Origin of the sequence: Novipirellula herctigrandis, from assembly GCA_007859835.1 — a bacterium.
Lineage (GTDB): Bacteria > Planctomycetota > Planctomycetia > Pirellulales > Pirellulaceae > Novipirellula_A > Novipirellula_A herctigrandis.
Window position 1 is genome coordinate 8,393,647 of the sequence record SJPJ01000001.1, and the last position, 20,670, is coordinate 8,414,316.

The 20,670-nt window shown below is 52.9% G+C and carries 15 protein-coding genes; 13 read left to right on the forward strand and 2 right to left on the reverse strand.

Annotated elements, in window-relative coordinates:
• Positions 1–30: 30 nt before the first annotated feature.
• The 4 genes from CA13_RS30270 to CA13_RS30285 all read left to right on the forward strand — a co-directional run bounded on the left by CA13_RS30270 (position 31) and on the right by CA13_RS30285 (position 4,832).
• Entirely contained in the window at positions 31–678 is a 648-nt protein-coding gene (locus tag CA13_RS30270) for a hypothetical protein (protein WP_146403031.1), read from the forward strand.
• Between the two features lie 183 nt (positions 679–861).
• Complete coding sequence (locus CA13_RS30275) at positions 862–1,416, forward strand: DUF1579 domain-containing protein (RefSeq protein ID WP_146403033.1); 555 nt, start codon at positions 862–864, stop codon at positions 1,414–1,416.
• 252 nt (positions 1,417–1,668) lie between these two features.
• Positions 1,669–3,090 carry a sulfatase gene (locus tag CA13_RS30280; protein ID WP_419195029.1) on the forward strand — a complete coding sequence of 474 codons (1,422 nt, stop codon included), beginning with the start codon at positions 1,669–1,671 and terminating at the stop codon, positions 3,088–3,090.
• 503 nt (positions 3,091–3,593) lie between these two features.
• On the forward strand, positions 3,594–4,832 hold the full coding sequence (locus tag CA13_RS30285) for a Gfo/Idh/MocA family protein (RefSeq protein WP_146403035.1): 1,239 nt from the start codon (positions 3,594–3,596) through the stop codon (positions 4,830–4,832).
• Between the two features lie 215 nt (positions 4,833–5,047).
• Here CA13_RS30285 and CA13_RS30290 read toward each other — a convergent pair whose 3' ends face one another.
• Entirely contained in the window at positions 5,048–6,661 is a 1,614-nt protein-coding gene (locus CA13_RS30290) for a sulfatase (RefSeq protein WP_419195030.1), read from the reverse strand.
• Between the two features lie 234 nt (positions 6,662–6,895).
• On the reverse strand, positions 6,896–8,770 hold the full coding sequence (locus tag CA13_RS30295; protein WP_473087518.1) for a Xaa-Pro dipeptidyl-peptidase: 1,875 nt from the start codon (positions 8,768–8,770) through the stop codon (positions 6,896–6,898).
• Positions 8,771–9,199: 429 nt separating this feature from the next.
• On the opposite strand from CA13_RS30295, the gene CA13_RS30300 reads away from it, so the two are divergent.
• From CA13_RS30300 to CA13_RS30340, 9 genes are all read left to right on the forward strand, one after another.
• Positions 9,200–10,789, forward strand: coding sequence for an L-serine ammonia-lyase, iron-sulfur-dependent, subunit alpha (locus CA13_RS30300; RefSeq protein WP_146403039.1), 1,590 nt, complete (start codon positions 9,200–9,202; stop codon positions 10,787–10,789).
• Between the two features lie 196 nt (positions 10,790–10,985).
• Positions 10,986–11,963: a ThuA domain-containing protein gene (locus CA13_RS30305; RefSeq protein WP_146403041.1), complete on the forward strand. Its 978-nt coding sequence runs from the start codon at positions 10,986–10,988 to the stop codon at positions 11,961–11,963.
• 531 nt (positions 11,964–12,494) lie between these two features.
• Positions 12,495–14,507: an MBL fold metallo-hydrolase gene (locus CA13_RS30310; protein WP_419195031.1), complete on the forward strand. Its 2,013-nt coding sequence runs from the start codon at positions 12,495–12,497 to the stop codon at positions 14,505–14,507.
• 100 nt (positions 14,508–14,607) lie between these two features.
• Positions 14,608–15,156, forward strand: a complete 549-nt coding sequence (locus CA13_RS30315; RefSeq protein WP_419195032.1) for a YeeE/YedE thiosulfate transporter family protein — start codon at positions 14,608–14,610, stop codon at positions 15,154–15,156.
• Positions 15,149–16,363 (forward strand): YeeE/YedE thiosulfate transporter family protein, encoded by a 1,215-nt coding sequence (locus CA13_RS30320; RefSeq protein WP_146403045.1) that lies wholly within the window; start codon positions 15,149–15,151, stop codon positions 16,361–16,363. Before CA13_RS30315 ends, CA13_RS30320 begins: the two co-directional genes overlap by 8 nt.
• Before the next feature lie 446 nt (positions 16,364–16,809).
• Complete coding sequence (locus CA13_RS30325) at positions 16,810–17,466, forward strand: TetR/AcrR family transcriptional regulator (RefSeq protein WP_146403047.1); 657 nt, start codon at positions 16,810–16,812, stop codon at positions 17,464–17,466.
• A complete protein-coding gene (locus tag CA13_RS30330; RefSeq protein WP_419195033.1) occupies positions 17,459–18,322 on the forward strand; it encodes a ThuA domain-containing protein in 864 nt (287 codons plus the stop codon). Before CA13_RS30325 ends, CA13_RS30330 begins: the two co-directional genes overlap by 8 nt.
• A 14-nt stretch (positions 18,323–18,336) precedes the next feature.
• Complete coding sequence (locus tag CA13_RS30335; RefSeq protein WP_419195034.1) at positions 18,337–19,182, forward strand: sugar phosphate isomerase/epimerase family protein; 846 nt, start codon at positions 18,337–18,339, stop codon at positions 19,180–19,182.
• Between the two features lie 65 nt (positions 19,183–19,247).
• Entirely contained in the window at positions 19,248–20,579 is a 1,332-nt protein-coding gene (locus CA13_RS30340; RefSeq protein WP_146403053.1) for a Gfo/Idh/MocA family protein, read from the forward strand.
• The last annotated feature ends 91 nt before the right edge of the window (positions 20,580–20,670 follow it).

The window sequence follows — 20,670 nt, forward strand, 5'->3', positions numbered from 1 at the left end:
AGTAGAGTACGTAAAAAAGAAACATTATCTATGAATCGACGTTTTCGAAGCTTGTTATCTACCGTGCTCGTGATGTGGCTGATGAGTAATCTACAAGCAGATGCTGCAATTTCATATCGCATCGAACTCTCCGAAGGCACCGGCATATTACAGGACGTTCGTCCCTCGGTTTCCGGTGAGTCCCTAACAGCGAATGTCATACTTGAGCTTGACGGAGATACGACACTTGCCAATTACAGCGTCTCACTTGGCTTTGACCCGACTGAATTGTCTTACGTTACGGGAAGTGAAACGCCACCCTCACCCCTTTCAAGCTTGAATGCGTTGTCGCTAAACATAACGGTACCGAGCCAACCCGAAGTGGATGGAATCGAGGCAGGAACATTGGGGCCAACTGGTGCTTCAGTAGGAATATATACAATCGCTTCTTTAACATTCAACATCTTGACGCCACTCGGCGACGCCACTGATGTCGACTTGATCCTGTTCGACGATGAACTCCTGGATGGTTCTTTCGATCAGGAGTTTAATCTGTTAGTTCCCGTTTATGGAGGCGCCAGCATTACCGCCGTTGCCGTTCCTGAACCTTCCACTTTTTCGTTAGGCGTCGCCTGTGTCGTTGGCACGCTTACAAAGCGTCGTCGCCGACGGCAATCGGTGCGTTTTAGAGTTGCATGAAAGTGGCATCAGGACCCGGCAAAGCATGAGTGAGCGAATTGGAGTCTTTACGATTCCAACTTGGTGAAAATGGGTGCCTCGCTGTTCGGTAACGCATTGCTGAAGGCTCGAAGTTCAAAGGATACAATCGGGTAGACAAATCAATTCGGTTTACTGAACTTGGCAAATGAGAAGGACCCCGTCATGAAGAACCTACTTTTCACAGCCGTTATTTCGACCTTTGTGTGCTTGTCGGTTTCGTATGCACAGCAGCCCAACGTTCCTGGCCCACAAAATGAACATCGGTGGCTCAAACAGTTCACAGGGCAGTGGACGTCAAAGTCAAAGACGGTTGCTTCGGACGAAGTGCCCTCGACCCAATGTGCCGGATCGATGAACTCGCACATGCTGGGCCAGTTCTTTGTCATCAACGATTTGGAAGGGGAAATGGATGGCGTGCGAATCCAAGCAATTCAAACGATTGGCTACGACACCAGCAAGAAAAAGTACGTCGGCACATGGGTAGACTCGGCAATGAACTACCTATGGCATTACGAAGGCGAGGTCGATGCGTCGGGCAAAAAGCTGGTTCTGATTGCTGAAGGTCCGAACTTCATGGCCAAAGGTCAAATGGCCAAGTTTCGCGACAGTTACGAATTCCAATCCCCTGATACGATCGTTGCCACGTCCGAAATGATGGATAATGACGGAACATGGGTTACATTCATGACTGGTGAGTTAACCCGATCAAAGCCATAGAGCGTTGACCGATACCGGGTGATCGTCACTCGCGAATGCCGCTGAACGAACCGATTGAAACACGGGGCTTCGCGATCGAGTATAATTCGATGCTTCGGCTACAGATATCGCTTTGCCAATGTAGCTGTTTACCCCCATCGATTTCCCACCCCAAATATGCTTCGTCTCCGGAATTTGCCCATGTTATGGCCTGCTTGAAAGGGCCTGCTTGAAAGGGCCTGTTGCGAACCATCTAACCCACCATCATTAAAAATGAAAAGACCACTGATTGCCGCGGCAGCGATTCTTCTGTGCATGCCTCTTGTGATTGCAGAGCAACCCGTCAAAAACGTGCTGTTCATCGGCATTGATGATTTGCGAGTCGAATTGGGTTGTTACGGCGCTTCGCATATGAAGACGCCAAATATCGACCAGCTCGCCAAAAGTGGTTTGCAATTCGATCGAGCCTATTGCCAACAAGCCATCTGCGCAGCATCACGCATCAGTCTGTTAACCGGCATGCGGCCGGATACAACGGGTGTCTATGACCTGGATCATCCACTGAATTCAACGATCCCCGACGCCATGTCAATGCCACGGTTCTTCAAAGAGAACGGCTACAAAACCGTTTCACTCGGAAAAATCTATCACCACACCAAGGACGACCAAGCGTACTGGGACGTACTCGATCGGTGTAGCCAACCGACGTATGCGAATCCCAAAACCGCAAAGCGAATTGCCGAGAAGACGAAAGCCGCGAGGGCTAAGAAATTGAAAGCCAAGGCATTACGTCTTGCGACGAAGGGACCCGCTTACGAAAGTGGCGATGTTCCCGATAACCAGTACTCCGATGGCGCCATCGCGGACGCCGCCATCGAACAATTGCGTCAATCGGATGGCAAGCCGTTCTTTTTGGCTGTCGGATTCAAGAAGCCGCACCTGCCGTTTGTGGCTCCGACGAAATACTGGAACATGTACGATCCTGCCAAAATCGCAATTCCCTCGCGAGAAAAACCGGTCGATGTCGCCGATCAAGCCCTGACTAGCTGGGGAGAGCTGCGAGCCTATGACCGGATGCCAGACCAGGGCGACGCCAACGATGAACAAACGCGATCCCTGATTCATGGCTACCGAGCCTGTGTTTCGTACGTCGATGCACAAATCGGACGTGTGCTCGCTGAACTCGACAAGCAGGGACTTCGTGACACAACATTGATCGTATTGTGGGGCGATCACGGTTGGAAACTCGGGGACTACGGTTGCTGGTGCAAGCATACGAACTTTGAATTAGACACTCATGTCCCATTAATTTTCAGTGGCCCGAGTGTTCCGATCCAAACCCGCTCCGATGCGTTGGTCGAATACATCGATATCTACCCGACACTGGCCCAGTGGTGTGGACTGCATGTCCCGGGTCATTGCGAAGGCAGCAGTTTGACTGCCTTGTTCACGAATCCATTGCAAAAGTGGAAACCGGCGGCCCTAAGCCAGTATCCGCGTGCGGGAGGCATGGGCTACTCATTGCGAAGCGGCGATTTTCGTTACACCGAATGGCGCCGCAAAGACGGAAAGATTATCGCAACGGAGTTATACGACCATAGCAAATCAGACATTGCGACTGTTAACCTTGCCGCGAATCCAGAGCACGCCCAAACGGTCAAGACCCTGCACAAGCTCTTGGAACAAACAAAGTAGTGGCAACCACACAAACATTGATCTTCACGGCTGGCCGTAGGCGTTTGAAAAGTTAAAAAGTGCATTTTGAGATTTGCACTTGGCACCGAGCAGGACAAGTGAAACTAGCCACAACGTTGCAACCGAGTTTGGCTGCGGAGTTGAATCAACAAAATCCTCGAGGCCTGCGGGGCGTTACGGCGTGTCGATTTTGTGAGCCGCGACGCGTAAGCGACCGGGGCTACCGCATTGCCCGGTGCCTTGCGCGGCCGCACCTTACAGTTGACGTTTTCATGAAATCAACAAGTTGGTTAGCCGCGGGTTTTACGGCAAACCAGTGGCATGCAAATTCCACCTGCGGCTCTAACGTTTTGCCGATCCCATTTGTCGCATTAAAATTCACCGCACCTTTTGTAATTTCGGAAACGACTCTAATGGTTGACAGCCACTGAACAGGTTGGCCAACGGATCCCGGTCCATCATCCCACCCCTCGCTCCTCCCTCAGATCAAATTGGAAAATTTCATGCAAGAGTCCAAATGCACTCGCCGCACCTTTATGAACCGCACGACGGCGATTTCCGCAGGGATCGCTGCCGGCGCCGCTACGATCGTCGCCCCCCAACGAGTTCGGGGTTCTCAGGCGAACAGCAGAGTCCGAGTTGCGTGCGTGGGATTGGGTGGGCGCGGCTCGATGATTGCCAACATGATCCATCAGCATCCTGGGCTAGAAGTAGCTGCTGTTGTGGACTACTTCCCCGAGGTCGCCGCGGCTGCCGCCGAGAGGTTTGGTCTAACCAAGGATCGAGCGTTCAGCGGATTAAAAGGTTACCAACGAGCGCTCGACGCGGGCGTCGACGCGATGGTGCTCAAGACGATTCCCTACTTCTTTCCCGAGCAGGCCAACGCGGCGGTCGACGCCGGTTGTCACGTCTACATGGCCAAGCCGGTCGCCGTGGATGTCCCCGGCTGTTTGACGATCCGAAAACAAGCCGAAAAAGCCACGAACAATGAAAAGGTTTTTCACGTGGATTTCCAGTGGCGTTACTTGCCGCCACTAGTGGAATGTATGAAACATATTCGCGAGGGAAAGTTGGACAACATCCGCTTCGTCCGCGCGTTTTACAACGACGAGGGGCGACAAGACGTCGCGGTCAAAAAATGCGTCTCGGAAATTTTCCAGGGCTTACGGTGGGCCATGTCGCGCGAGTTGGGAGGCGACCGTATCGTGTCGGGTGGAATCCATGCTGTGGATACGGCGATGATGATCCTCGGTGCCCACCCCACGCAGGCCTGTGGTGTTGCACAACGAAGTCGCAAAAACCCAATAAACTCGGGGTGCGATACATTTTCGCTCACCTACACGTTCCCCGAGGGCGCCGTAATGAACTACTCGGGTGATCAGTTCCGCAATTATCACCACGAAATCGATACTTTTGCCGGCGTGAAGGTATACGCTGATCACAGCTATCTACAAACGTTCTATCAAGATGAAGTCACTCAAATGCGAAACGCCGATTGGCGTTATGAAGGCGAAAAATTTGACGGGCTTTATTCGTGGGGCGCCCGACATAACATCGATCTTTTCCACAAAGCAATTGTGGAAGGCGACTACGCCAACAGCACCGTACCGGGCGCGGTTGACTCGAACTTAGCGTGTTTGCTCGGCGCCGAAGCAGGCCGTTCAAGAACGATCGTCACTTGGAAAGAGATGCTCGCCAACACTGATCGCGTCGAAATTGACCCTACCGGTTTAGTCGATTGAGCCACCGCTTCCGCAAGTTCGACAATCGAAGGATTGCCGGTGCCGAAACCGATTTTCTCGGCAATCAAACGTCATTCGGGTCGTCTGTTAAAATCAACCGTTCGATTGAACGCTCCTCTGGACACGACGCGATCGATCGACCGGCTGACTCGATCGAACCGTAGGGTATCGATCGTATTGCCAGGCCGCGACGACGACTAGATTGTTAAAAGAAATCAATTTGCTCGCGCTGCTCTACTAGTGCTTTCCGCAATCTCATCTTCGACTTGACGCTCCAAATCCGCTCGTAGTTTGCTTGCCAATTCAGGGGAACTCTTCACCAAGTTGTATCGTTGAGCGGGATCGCCAATCATATCGTATAGTTCGGTTGCCCCATCGCGGTAGCGAGAAAACCGGTGAGTTGGCGTCCGGATGGAATGGTTGCCTTGTTGATAGGTCATCAGAACCGTTTGATTGACCTCGGAAGCTGCCGAATCCTTAAGAAGCGGAACCAAGCTTGTCCCCGCGACCTTGGATGGAACATCAAGTTCGGCAAGCGTGCAAATCGTTGGGTACAAATCACGCAGGCTGACAATTTGTCGACGCGGCTGACCGTCGCATGACGAGGCGTTGCGTGGATCGCGAATCATCAACACCGTACGATTTGCTTCTTCCCACAACGCTTGTTTGGCAAGGTGGTATTTGGCACCGAGATGATAACCGTGATCACTCCACAACACTAAAATAGTATTGTCACGATACGGCGAAGCATCGAGCCCTTCGACGATTCGTCCCACACAATCGTCCGCGAACGAAACGCAAGCCAAGTATGATTGGACAATTTCTCGCCATGCCGCCACTTTCGATTCATCGTTGTCACCACTGACGCGCACTGCATTCTCGATCAACACCTTCATCTTGCCGTTATTGATGTCCGAGAATCGCCGTGCGTCACCCGTCACATCATCAAGGTCCGTAATAATCGCTTGCAACGTGTCCGCATTGAGTCCCGACATTTCGTTGACGGGGAATTTTTTGAAGTAGGCTTTCGGTGCAAAGAAAGGTAGGTGCGGGCGAAACAGACCACAACCTAGAAAAAAAGGCCGATCCGTGGGCAGTGACACTGATTGTGCGTGTTCCTTGCGATTCGAATTGATGCCAATCGTTTCCGCAGTTCCGTTTTCCAATAAGCGAGCTGCGAAATCGGCCGCCAACCAATCGCCGGATTGTTCGAGCCTGGTGCGTGATGGACCAAACCGCAACAACCCACCTAGGGGCGGCGAATATTTTGAAGGCTGACCACCATTGCATCCCGTCGGATGATTGACCCAACGATTCCAAGAGTATCTTGCGTCTGCCCAATCATTTTCGAGCGGTCCGTCAACGGTTCCGCGTGACGTATGAAAAAGTTTGCCAAGGCCCGTGCTGAAGTAGCCGTTTTGCTTCAAGTACTGAGGCAAGGTGACGACGTCTTTGAGAGTGTCGTAGGTCCGAAAATGTCGATCATGCAAATAGTAGCCCGTTCGATGTGGCATCGTTCCCGTCATCAACGAAGTACGCGAAGGGCCGCATAAAGCAGACGGACAATAGGATCGCAAAAATGGTGCGCTGCGAGATGCCAATTCGTCTAGGTTCGGAGTCAACCGAGATGCGACCTGACGACGCTGGTCCGCGTTTGGGTAGATCACTTGCAGGAAATTGCCCGGCTCTTCCGATGCGTACCCAGCAAAGTCATTCAAGTCATCGATCGCAACAAACAAGAAATTTGGACGCGCCGCATACGCCGTGCTGCAAAACAAGAATGCGAAAACTGCGAGACGGGGCAACGTATGTAATCGTGGTTGGTTCATCGTATATGTCATGCGGAATGTCATGTTTGGAATGTCGATCGACGCCGTCATCTAAAAGCCGTTAGGAGGCGATTGCCCTAGCGGCGGATAATTCTTGACAGGCGGACTACAAAACGGCAGTACATGAAATCGTCCGGTAAAAGGGTCGCCTAAAGCCGGGTCAGTAAAAGATGCTGGAACATGGCACCATTCAATTGTCCGGAAACATTAGTCGAGACAACCGAAATGTAGCATTCAGTCCCCTTTTTTACTCGGCAAAAATGCGTCGCGTAGCAGCGGCTCACCACCAACAATAGGCAGTGTGATCGATGTTTTGTCGAGATCCACTGTCAGCAACGTACCCGGGGTGGGATGCAATGTGAAATCGCGATCACTGGAAAAAATCATCAGACCGATCTGCTGGCCTTTCGGAATAACTTGGTCATCGGGTTGCAGGTTAAACGTCATCTCGTAGAAACGGCCCGGTTCCAACGGCTCACTTTCGCGGATTGACTGATAGTTTTGTGGATCGGCCCAGCCGCGAGTGATGATATTGTCAGTGATCCGTGCCTTCTTTGCCTCGGTCCAAGGCAGCGACACCAACCAAACCGACAAATTTGCCGCAGGTTTGCTGCTGGATAATCGGATGGAAATGCTTGGCGTGCCGGATAGATGGACTGGCTTTTGAAGTGTTTCCGAGAGGTAGATTAAACGATGTTTTGTCCATTCGGCCCGAGCCAATGCCTCACCGCTGAATGAAAAATTGTCAACCAATGTTTCGGTTCCCTGATTCGGGTTTGGCGTTGTCGCCATGGTTCCCTGCTCGGGCGCGCCGGCTCGCAGATAGAACGTCACGGGCGAAGCGGACGGGTTCGGATAGTCGCTGTACGGAGTCGGTTTGTCTCGTGCGTCGGACTCACGAACGATCCAAGCACGCGGGTCATTCTCGACATCATTTTCGACGCCGTGCAAGTAGCGTGTAAACCAACGATTCATCATCTTCATCGGAGGCGGTCCACCATGACCACCTTGATGGAAGAACGCTTGAGTCGGAACGCCCTTGGCCTTGAGCGCTTCCAGTATCCGAACGCTGTGTTCCGGAACGACGTTCCAGTCGTTGAACGCATGTGCCATCAGTACGGCCGCTTTGAGTGGTTCCAAGTCGTTCAAGTAATCGCGACCCGCCCAAAAATCATTGTAGTCTCCCGTCACGCGATCGAAGCCGTCGGCCATCTCCTTGTCTCGCACCTCGCAGTCACAGTGATCGCGTTGGGCTTCGTTACCGCTATGGATATAGTCGTACAGATAATCAATATCTTCGCCCAGATAACCGAACGGATGTCGGATCAGGCCGTTGGATCGGTAGTAATGGTAGTAGGAGGTGTTGGGAGCGATTGGAATGATCGCTTCAAGACCATCGACTCCGGTCGTTGCGGCAGCCAACGGAATCGTTCCGTTGTAAGAGGTGCCTGTCATGCCGACTTTTCCCGTGCACCAATCAGCCACCACATTTTGGTTGCCGGTGGGTGTCGTGAAACCTTTCGCTCGACCACAAAGCCAATCAATGACAGCCTTCGGAGCAAGCGATTCGTTGTCGCCGCCCACCGTTGGACAGCCTTGCGAAAGCCCCGTTCCTGGCGAAGAGGAGTGGACGACGATATATCCGCGTGAGACCCATTCCTTGAGATGCGACTTTGAGATGATCGGGCGCGTTCCCTTCCTCTCCACGGCGGGAAAATGCTCTCGCTTCGGAGGTGATTCCCCAAGCTCATGCCTCGGATCCCAGAAAAACTCTTTTCCTTGAGCACCCGTTCCCGCAAAATAGGGACTTGAAACATACACCACGGGTAGTTTCAGGCCCTCGCTTTCTGTTTGCCGCGGCCGCGTGACGCTCACATGCATTCGATCCAACTTGTCATCACCATCCGAATCGAACTCGGTTTCAACCCACAAATCATTACGGATCCAGTAGTCGGGGTCCTCAAACGCTTTCACGATCTGGGCTTCCCCGTGTTTGAAAACGGGCACTGCTGGCTCCGCCCCGACGGCTGCTTCGAAATTGCCGAAGGCACTTGCGACAATCACAATCAATGCCAATGGTGAACAATAGGAGCGAAGGCAAAACATCATTTGACTCTTAATGAAGGCAGGAAAGACGCCGTCAATCAATGGCGTCAATGTGGTTGGGAGGGACCGGCGACGTATCGCGTATTGGTCCATTTTCAAACCACGAACAGGATATCCTTTCCGCGGCGTCGTCCGATTGTAGTCAAGACTGGCCAATAGAATAAGAGTAAGGTTGGAACCCAGGCGGACGCCACATCGAAATCGATGCTCCGAACCACGGGAAGATCGACGTAGTCATCCCGACATTAGAGATTCCATTTGGCGTTAAGAGAAGCGATGATCCCCAAAAGGAACCTGAGTTGAAGAACAACCATTCGGAGGCCGACAAAGGGTATGATAGGGCTGAAGCGTCCGTCCAACCGGCGCGATGGTTGCCGCAGATCTTCACGATTTCAAACAATCACGATTCCTTTTCCGCAAAGAAGTGATGGCATGATCATTAGCATATTTAACGACGTTATTGGGCCGGTGATGCGTGGACCGTCAAGTTCACATTGCGCCGCAGCACTTCGCATTGGAAGACTGGCTCGCGATCTAATGAATGGTGATATCGATGAGGTTCACGTCCAATTCGACCGAGGAGGCGCTCTCGCCACCACGCACGACACTCAGGGGTCGGACATGGGATTGTTCGGAGGACTTCTGGGGTGGGACGCAGCCGATGCGAGATTGCCTGATTCCGCACAATCCATTCGCGATGCCAAAATCGTGGTTAACATTGAATTGATTGATTGCGGCGACCCGCACCCCAGCACGTACCGGCTTCGTCTCCGAAATGCCCATCAGTCGCATACTTTGCGGGCGATTTCGACCGGCGGTGGAATGGTAAAGGTCATTGATATCGACGGATTCGCTGTTTCGATCGACGGTGACTACTTCGAGACCTTGGTGCATTGCCAGGGCGACGCCCAGACGTTCGCTCAGGAAGTCCTTCAAACCAGTCACGCCGTCCAAGTTCACGTGCTACCGTCGGCCGACGGCGACCTGGTCCAGATCAAATCGCAAGAACGGATCGATGACGCGACGTTTTCCAGATGGCATGGCAAGGCAAGCGTCCAGAGCGTTCAACGCCTTGCACCTGTGTTGCCAGTGAAATCGCGAAAGGATTGTGTCGTACCGTTCACCTGCGGTGACGAGATGCTGCGGTATTACGACGGACAATTGCCACCACTGTGGAAGGCGGCGGTCGATTATGAATGCGCTCGAGGCGGGCTGTCCGAACGCGACGTTCTGTCCCGGATGGAAGAGCTGGTCCAAATACTGCGGACTTCGATTCAGCAGGGGATCGAAGGTACACAGTATCAAGATCGCATTCTGGGTCACCAATGTGGACAATTTAAGTCGCAAATGGAGGCAGGCCGTCTGCTGCCGGGAGGGGGGTTGAACCGAATCGTGCTGTATGTTTCGGCATTGATGGAAGTGAAGAGTTCGATGGGTGTCATCATTGCGGCGCCGACGGCCGGAGCCTGCGCCGCACTGCCGGGTGCTTGTGTCGCGATGGCAGACGAAATGGATTTATCTGACCAGGTCATCGCCAAGGGGCTATTGGCCGCTGGTCTGATCGGCGCATTCATTGCCACCCGTTCGACGTTCGCAGCGGAGGTGGCTGGTTGCCAGGCGGAATGCGGCGCCGCAGCCTGTATGGCGGCTGCCGGGTTAGTTACCATGGCCGACGGCCTCCCCAAACATGCAGTGGCTGCTGCGTCGATGGCGCTTCAAAGTTCGCTGGGCTTGATATGCGACCCGGTTGGAAACCGCGTCGAAGTCCCCTGTCTGGGCAAGAACGTTTTGGCCGCGACCAATGCGCTATCGTGCGCGAACATGGCCATGTCCGACTACGACCCAGTCATCACACTGGATGAAGTCATCGAAACAGCCGATCGAGTTGGTCGCAGTCTTCCCCGAGAACTGCGATGCACGGCGCTGGGCGGATTAGCGGCAACAAAGACGTCCCGAGAGATCGAAAAGAAATTAGCGACGCTCAAAGCCGGTTCTTGTGGCAGTTCATGTGGCTGTGGCTAGAGCGTTTTGCGTGTTGATGTCGGCAGCTCGTAGCCAAAGTAACAACCAACCTCGAACCGCCGCCCGTTTCACCTGGACTACGTACAATGGAATTTCCCTATCGTTCGGGTTAAGATTGCTTCGTGAACGAATCTGCCGTAGCTACAAACCTGTTTACCAATTTGATTGACTAAAAAACCAAACGAAGAGTGACGAGATGACGCGTTTATTATTTGCACTGATGCTATTTCCTGCCGTGCTTTTGACGGCACAGAGCTACCATAACGCGCCGCCAGAAGGAAAGATTGCAGGCATTCCGCCCAAGGCATGGGTCGAGAAGATTGACCGGCTTGCTCCTGCCCAAGCAACGGCCAAGCCAGCCAAGAATCGTACCGTGCTGATGTTTTCACTGACCACCGGTTATCAGCATTCCGTCAGCCCCTATGCATCGGAAGTCATCAAGGTGCTAGCCAAAAAGACCGGAGCATTTACGGTGGTAGAAAGTTCAGACATTGAATGCTTCTCACCGGAAAATTTGTCAAAATTTGATGCGGTCGTCCTCAACAACAACTGTCCTCAAAGTCCCGACCGTGACATTTTCCTCGACGTGCTAAACAACAAGGCGACTGGGGACAAGACCATCGGATCGAAATACGAGGATCTGACGCCACAGCAGCGCAAACAGAAAGCGGCGGAACTAGAACAAAACCTGCTCGACTTTGTTTCCAGTGGAAAGGGCTTGGTGTCTTTGCATGGATCGATTGCGATGCAAAACAACTCTGCCGAGTTCAGCAAGATGATGGGCGGCAGCTTCGACTTCCATCCGCCACGGCAAGAGCTTACGCTCGAATTGGTTGATCCGGACCATCCCTTGGTAACGGCGTTCAACGGCCAAGGATTTATCCACAGCGACGAACTGTACCTCTTCAAAAACGAATATGCCAAGACAAATTTCCGACCTCTCTTGGAAGCAATGTTTGATAAGTTGGATGAAAAAAGTCGCAATAACAAAAGGATATCTCAAAAGGGACGACTCTACGTATCGTGGATCAAGCGATACGGGAATGGTCGTGTGTTCTTTGTCAGCCCCTCACACCAGCCCGAGAGCTACGAAACGCAGTGCATGCTCCGCTTCTACCTGGACGGAATCCAGTACGCCTTGGGTGACCTGAGCTGCGAAGACTCCCCGCTCTAATATCATTGAACCCTTCTGGCCTGCGCCGTAGTCTCCCTTTTCAACGAAAGCTGAACCAAACTGTTGGTTCGCTTGTGTCGCGGTTCGCTTGTGCGGCGGTTCAGAGTCGTGGATGGGGCGGCGTGATGAACGTCTAGATCGATCGTCCCGAAGCACAAACGGAGCGATCGAAGAAATCGTCATGACACGATCGGCAACATCGTTTCGAGCGTTGCTGCGCGGATACGGGTGAACCCAAGACTCCGCCGGGAGTTTTGCCGTTCGTAGTCACTGGCAAGTTCCATTGCATTGCGCTTGGGCGTGCGGGGCCGCACATGCCGAGCTTCGCTTAAGACAGGCAAATGCGCTGACCATTTGTTGTATGCGTGAATTTATGCTCGCGATCCAATAAAAAACACTTTGGAATGGCGTTTGCATCGAGGGGCTACCTCAGCGTTACGCGTTTTCGTTTGCCTAACAGCGTGCGAGTTGAGGAGATAGAGTATGTTCACGCGAGTTCCGTGTGCTTGGTATTTTTGTTGCATCTTGCTGGTGTCCCCTTTTGTAGCGAGGTATAACATTCTGTGTGCGGAAACAGCACCAACACGGTCACAGACGAAAGACGCTGAGGCGGCAAAGCATGGCTTCGAGGCGGCGCAGTATTCGATTGTCGACACTTACCCGTTCGCGGGTTTTAGGGTCGTACAATTCGATCTGCCAGTGCTTTCTCACTATTCGTATATGGTCATCAGCCACGACGAATGCGTTGTCGTTGATCCCGGTCGAGACGTCGATGTCTATGTTGACCATGCAGCAAAAGAAGGTGCCACGATTAAAGGCGTTTTCTTGACTCATTCGCACGCTGACTTTGTTGCCGGGCATATGGAATTGGCGAAGCGTGAGAAAATGCCAATCTATATCAGTGCAAAATCCGCTGCTAAGTTCAAGCATATACCGACCTCCGACGAGACCACAATCGAGGTTGGCCAGGCGGTCCTAACGATACTCGAGACGCCGGGACATACGCCTGATGGTACAGTCGCACTGATTTCGAGCAAGCAGAACATCGACTCACCGTTGGTTCTTCTTAGCGGCGACACCTTGTTCGTGGGAGGCGTGGGACGTCCGGACTTGCTGGGCGAAGGGATGGCCGCGTCGACGTTGGCTTCAATGCTTTTCGATACTTGGTACGGCAAACTGGCAAAGCTCCCCGACAGCGTTGTGGTTATGCCAGCTCACGGCGCAGGCTCGCTATGCGGTGCCCACCTGAGCGATGCGCCGACATCGACGATCGGTGCAGAACGAAATACGAACCCGTACTTTGTGTATAAAGATCGTGGTGAGTTCATTGCTAACGTATTGGAGGGACTCAGCGAAGCGCCGCAATATTTCAAGCACAACGCAGCAATGAATCACGATGGTCCGGAGTTGGTCGAATGGGAGCCGAAGGAGTTGCCTTGGGTTGATCCCAGCGACTCGCTTACTGACATTTCTGAGTACTACGTCGCAGATATTCGCGATGCGACAGCGTATTCGATTGGTCACGTTCCTAACTCCGTCAACATCGGTATCCGCGGAAGGTTCGAGACGTGGGTTGGCATCATGGTTCCGTGGAATGCGAACCTCGTCGTTTGCGGTGAAAACGAGGATCAGCTAAAGGAGGCCGTGCATCGCCTGCACCGCGTCGGTTACCAACCCCAATGCCTATTGTACGAACAATGGAGCGCAGCCAATCAGACGATTGCCAAGAACCCAATGGCTGACCCCCAAGCTCTCTATGCCCAAATGCAGACGACGGAATCACCGATCATCGTCGACGTGCGACTGCCCACCGAATGGATGGGTTTGCGAATCGGATCAACATTGAACATTCCTCTGAACGAACTCGCGACAAAATCGGGCAAACTGCACCATTCGCAAAAGATTGTCACGGTGTGCAACAGTGCTTATCGATCAAGCATGGCAGTCGGTGTCCTTGAACGCCAGGGATTCACACAGGTCAGCAATATGAATGGCGGGGGCGAGGCGTGGATCAACGCCGGATTGCCCGTGTTTCAGACGCACAAGGCGGGTGTTGCCTCAGCTGCTCCGAAACGCGAAATCCGATTGGCCGAACGTATCTCGTCCGCCGACTTGAAACGGATGCAAATGGATTTGCCGGGAACCTTCGACTTGATTGACATTCGACCGGCGGAACACTTTGCGGACTACAACATACCTGGTTCCGTCAATGCCGAGTTGGCAGATGTGATGAACAACCCTGCATATTTAACCGGCGTAGGACCTCTGGTTATCGTTGATCGAGACGGCTCGCTCGGCATGATGGTCGCAGGTGCATTGTCTCAAAAGAGCGATCGAAATATCAAGGCACTTCACGGCGGCATGCAAAGTTATTGGTCGGAATCGGACTACGGTGCGTACGCTCAACCGATCACCGCACCAAGTGGTGTGCCGATGCATCTTCCGCCACAACGCCCGCCTATTGCGGCTCCACATGGAACCGACGTTTCACCTCCGGTATCGAAGCCGCCACCGGTGTCAGCCAAGAAGAGTGCGGGTTGTTAAAGGATAAGGTCGTAGCCGAGCTCACCCGATTTTTGAAGATTTCGTTTCAAAGATTGGCGACATCGGTTACTCCTCACATTTTGAACAAGAGGTAATCATCGTGAGTTCCAACGAAACGAACCGTGATATCGGCCACTCGCCAAGTACCACAAATTATTGGAATCCGTATCTTTGCGGTGTTTTGATCGGCTTGGTGCTGATAGCATCCTATACCGTTCTTGGCACCGGCGTTGGTGCTTCGGCTGGCCCCGCCAGACTCGGTGCACAGATTGAACGGTGGATCGCTCCGACGCACACCGCAGCAACCGAATACTTCGCTGGCTGGGGTGAACACCCGCTGGCTTACTACCTTGTTTTTATGCTAGTCGGCACCTTTGTCGGTGGACTCGTCTCGGCACTGTTGGCCGGACGTGTTGAATGTGGCGTTGTCGAACGCGGCAAAGCATTCGGGGCAGTGCCAAGATTGATGTTCGCGGGCGGCGGCGGTCTGATCGTAGGGTTCGCAAGCCGATTAGCTCGTGGCTGCACATCCGGGCAAGCCCTTAGCGGGGGTGCGTTATTGTTGACCGGCAGTCTGATTTTTGTCGCCTGCCTGTTTGCCGGCGGATACGCCTCGGCCTTTCTGTTTAGGAGACAATGGAATGATTGAGACCTTCTACGGACGAAACGCACTCGACACTCCGGTAGCTTTCTTTGCAGCGTTGCTAATGGGTGCTGCATTCGGGTTTGCATTGGAACGAGCTGGTTTCGGTAGTTCGCGACGGTTGGCGGGAGTGTTCTATTTCAAGGACATGTCGGTTGTAAAAGTAATGTTCTCGGCAATGTTGACCGCGATCCTTGGTTTGGCGTTATTGACAGCGATGGGCTGGATTCCAGCAGGCAATCTTAATCTTATGGAAACAGTCTATGGCGCACACGCGGTCGGCGGTTTACTGTTCGGACTGGGTTTTGTGATGAGCGGATGGTGTCCTGGGACCGCTGCGGTTGGATTGGCTAGTGGAAAATGGGATGCACTCGTATTCTTGGTCGCGACGATGTTGGGTGCAATTGCCTTCAACGAACTATATGAATGGATCAAACCACTTTACAACTGGGGATTGCAATCCGAACCTCAGTTTGCCTTCGGCATACCGACGCATCTGTTTGCTTTCGGTTTCGCACTCGTAGGCGTTGTCGCATTTTACTTTTCCGAATGGATTGAAAAGCAAGTCGGTGGCGAGGGGCCTTATCTGCAAAGTGGATTCCTTAAAGCCTACAGTGTGGCGGTGGTCGCTATTGCCGCAACTCTCTTCGTATTTCCGGGCGATTCCGATACATCCTATACGGTTGCTCGACCCGTTTTGTCAGACGCTCGATTTTCTAGCGATACTGTGTTATCCGCCGTTGCATCCGGTGCCGATCATATCGAACCGGAGGTATTGGCTGATCAGTTGGTCAAAGGTGACTCCGACGTCGTTTTGGTGGACATCCGGAATGAGTTAGAGTTCAAGCGGTTTCACATCCGTGGTGCGATTCATGTGCCGCTTGTTGATGTCATTGCTCGCTTAGAGTCGTATCGCGATGCGCGTGAGATTGTGTTGTACTCTAACGGGATGACGCATCCCGCGCAAGCTCGAGATCAGTTAGCGATGCGAGGATTCACGAACGTCTATATGCTGACCGATGGACTACAAGGCTTTCTTGATCGCTGCTTGCGTCCGGTTTCCTTGTTCAATGAGCCTCTGGCACCCGAACGCGTCCATCAGATCGCGACATGGCGAAGTTATTTCTTGAGTGATACGAATCGCCCTCCGGATGCCGTTGGCCCTCCGGATGCCGTTGGCCCTCCGGATGCCGTTGGCCCTTCGTCTCGATGATGCTGTGTTTCGCTGATGCTGAATCTCGATGATGCTGTGTTTCGCTGATGCTGAATCTCGCTGATGCTACGTCTCGATGACAAGGTTCCGCCAATCATCACGCTGGGCGGTAACGTTCATTCCAATCCTTCGTATCGCGGTCCCTTTCGATTTTGGGTGGGGGGAACTCAACTGAAATCTGACGCGTGGCCCTATCAGCGACGCTCCCTTTTAGGGGTTGGGGCTATGCCGTTGAAACGGGACCACGTTGAGAAACACCGAACCCGCCATATACTGATGGGTATCCTGAAAATGCCAATACACTCACCATTTCGACTTTCCGAATCGCAAAACTAACGAATTTCGTACTCTTTTGCTCTGGATCCCGTTCCACTGGCTTGACCACAACATACTCACCAGTATGCTATGGGTTCCCGTCCCCCGCCCCTCCTAGAGAATTGCAGCCGATGCCGAAGACCGCTCCCAACATGCCGGGCAAGCTTGCCGAAAGTGCATTCGAGCTGTTCTCGGAGCGGGGATTCGACGGCGTGACAATCGACGACATCTCGGCTCGCGCCGGCGTGACGAAGGGAAGTTGTTATAGCCACTACCGCTCTAAACATGAGCTGATTCTCGCTGCCTGTTCCCATTACTACCGAACGTATCAACGTCGCGTTCAGTCGGAGATATCACGACTTACCGATCCGCTTGAGCGACTTCGTCGCGTGCTCGAGTTTTCCGTTCGCAGTTGCGTGATCGACGAACGCAATCGTGTTTTTACAACTTCCGTCTTTGCGTTGTCCCTTCAGGACGAATCGGTGCGTCAGGGCTGGGCACAATTCTATGACACGGTACGGGAAACCTATATTGGACTCGTTATGACTGCGGAGGCGGCAGGACAAATCGTTGTAGAAGATCCGCGGTTTACCGTCGATTTGATGTTGGCGGCGATTGAAGGCGTCAAGATGAGAGCCGCATTTGAGATGCACATCGCCTCACGACAAGAGCAGCAGTCGATCGTGGCTGGCCTGCTTGGGATTCTAATTTCCACGACACCCGAAACGTTATGTGCCGCCACGGGGACACTTCAAAGTAATGGAACAACAGGTAGCCGTCATGAATAGTTTTTCGTTTGGCAATCTTCGTCGCCCTGTGATCGTCGGCATCTCGATGATACTGTTTGCAACCTTGCTTTGCCGCGTGGAGGGTCGCTGTGGCGAATCATCCACTAAACAACCAAACGACACTGCTTCACACGTTAAAAAACGTGTGCTAATCGTTACGGGGGAAGACTACAAAGGTCACCTTTGGCAAACAACCGCGCCGCTGCTTAAGGTGTTGATTCGACAAGACCAGCGACTTGCCGTCGACGTGGTGGAGGATGTGAACGCTCTGCGATCACCGCGTCTGCGAGAATACGACACGATTGTTTTGCATTTTAAGAACTACGATCCTGAGACTCCTGGGCGGGCTGCCTACGACAACCTAACAGAGTTTGTCGACCAAGGTGGCGGGCTAGTGGTCGTACACTTTGCCTGCGGTGCTTTTCAAGAGTTCGGTAGTGAGTTCACGACTCTTGCGGGCCGCATTTGGAACCCCGACTTTCGCGGACATGATCCCTACGGCGAAATCACCGTTGAAATCACCGACGTAGATCACCCGATTACCGATGGGCTTGCCGCCTTCAATACGACCGATGAACTTTACACTTGTCTCGATGGAAAAACGCCAATCGAAGTGTTAGCTACTGCGAAATCAGTTGTCGATAACAAGATCTACCCCATCGCCTTTGTGCTCAGCTATGGCAAGGGGCGAGTCTTTCACACACCGCTTGGACATGACGTCGCAGCACTGGGCAATTCAGATACGGCTGAACTGCTTCGACGCGGAACGGCATGGGCAAGCAACTTGAATATCCCTGCCGTGAAAAACCAGCCGGACACATCGTCGCGTCCAGCCAACATCACGACCTCCCCCTAGCAATTGATCCCGCCATGAAAATTGGATTTCACACCGACGCGTTTAATTCTGCCTATTGGAATTTCGATCAATGTCTTCAGTGGGCCAACGACAATGGACTCAATTTCATTGAGTGTGGGCTCATTGATGGCGTCAGTTGGATTCACGGTCTGGGCTACCAACCGCACGTTGCCTTGTACGAAGACCCGTTGTTGCTTCGCCGCAAGATGGAGACCTACGGAGTGGCGTTCTCACAAGTCGATGCGGCCTTTCCGCTTTCTGGAAAAGAGGGTCCACTTTACGGTGTACCTTATGTGCTAAAGACGATTCCTTGGGCAAAACACGCTGGCTGTGATTGTATCGCGACCACCGACGGGCTGCATAAACCCGATGGGCTTTCCGATGATGAAGCGATGGAGGCAATGAAACGAAGTTACGGTCAAATTGTTGAAGTTGCCGAGGCTTACGAAATCCACATCAATATAGAGGTACACGGCTACTTCACCACTAACCCTGATCGGCTGGCACAAATGCTGCAGTTCTGTGATAGCGATTATTTAGGGTTGAATCTCGACACCGGAAACTCGTTTATCGCTGGGCAAGACCCTGTGGATTTTTGTCGACGTTTTCTCGACCGGATCCGCCATGTGCATATCAAGGACGTTAGCGAATCGTTAGCTGCAGCAGCTCGCGGTGACCAAACCGGAATCGCCGTAAGCCAATGTGCGATTGGCGATGGCGTCAACGCGGAGAACATCCAACAGGTCCTTGCGATTCTATCGGAGAACCGCTTCGACGGCGTGTTGAGCATGGAATGCGAAGGCGCCGGAGGCCCAATGATTGAAAAATCACTGGCGTGGCTTCGAAAGCAACTTGCGTGATCCTACAAAATCATACGACCCACCGCTTTGTAACTATCCCACCAAAAACCGAAGAGAGACCCCGGATGCCAAACCAACCACAACCCTCCGAAGCTTCTGTTCAACCGCGTCGTGAATTCTTAAAAAGCACCCTAGTAAGCGCCGGGGCGGCAGGCATGGGGGCGTCTGCGGGGTTATCCGTTGCTCGTGGTGCCAATGTAGGCGGAAGTGACAAAATCCGTATCGGCATGGTCGGTTGTGGCGGCCGTTGTACAGGTGCCGCTGCCGACGTGATGACGGCCGACTCGGCGACACAACTCGTCGCAATGGCGGATCTGTTTGATGAACGAGTCAAGAGTAAGCGTGACTCGTTGAAGGCGAAATTCCCCAACCAAGTTTCCGTTGATGACGATCATTGTTTCGTTGGCCTCGATGGTTACCAGCATGTGATCGAGAACGTGGATTTGGTGTTGATTGCGTGCGCCGCCAAATTCCACCCGATGTACGCTAAGGCTGCGATTGACGCTGGCAAACATGTCTTCCTAGAAAAACCGCATGGCATCGATCCTGCGGGGGTCAAGGTTGTCGAAGAAACCTGCGAAATAGCGAAACAAAAGAACCTTGGAGTGCTATCGGGTTTACATAGCCGTTATCATCAAAAGTATCGCGAAACGATCGATCGCGTCTTGGATGGCCAGATTGGTGAAATCGTATCGATTGAAGAAAATTTCTTGCGTGGCCCGTACGGCAACATCGCACGTTCCCAAGAACAGCGTGAACTGGAAATCCAATATGGCAACCAGTATCGTTTCTCATGGCTCTGTGGCGACGATGTGACACAGTCATTGATCCACAACCTCGACCGAGCCACTTGGGCATTGGGAGGAGCGACTCCAGTGGATTGTCACGGTTTGGGAGGTCGTTCAGGTCCCGACCATTTGCTTGGCGATGTGTTTGACCACCACAGTGTCGTGTATCGCTATGAAAATGGCGTCCGGGTATACGCGCTGTGTCGCACCACGTCGGGGTGCTACGGTGAATCGACCAGTACGATCATGGGGAGCAAAGGAATTGCGGTGCCGACACAGGGAATCATTCGTGGCAACAATGAATGGAGATACTCCGGACCTGGCGGCAGCCCCTACGTGGCCGAACAAGCCGCCTTTCTAAAGTCCATACGCGCCAGTAATCCGATCAACAGCGGCGACTATATGGTCAAGAGCAACACGATTGCTGTCATGGGCCAAATGTCTTGCTACAGCGGGAAAGAAGTTCGCTGGGACCAGATCAAGCAATCCGATTTCCGCTGGGGACCGCGACCCGAAGACTGCACCTGGGACATGCAACCACCAACCCAACCGGACAGTAACGGCGTTTATCCCGTTTGTGCCCAGCCTGGAACGACAACGACAATTTAGTTATCCCTTCCTTGCGTTTAGAAGAAGTGACGCCAATGGTCATCCGGTTCGGCGTTCCCGCCAGTGACGGTCATCCATCCACAGCGGATGC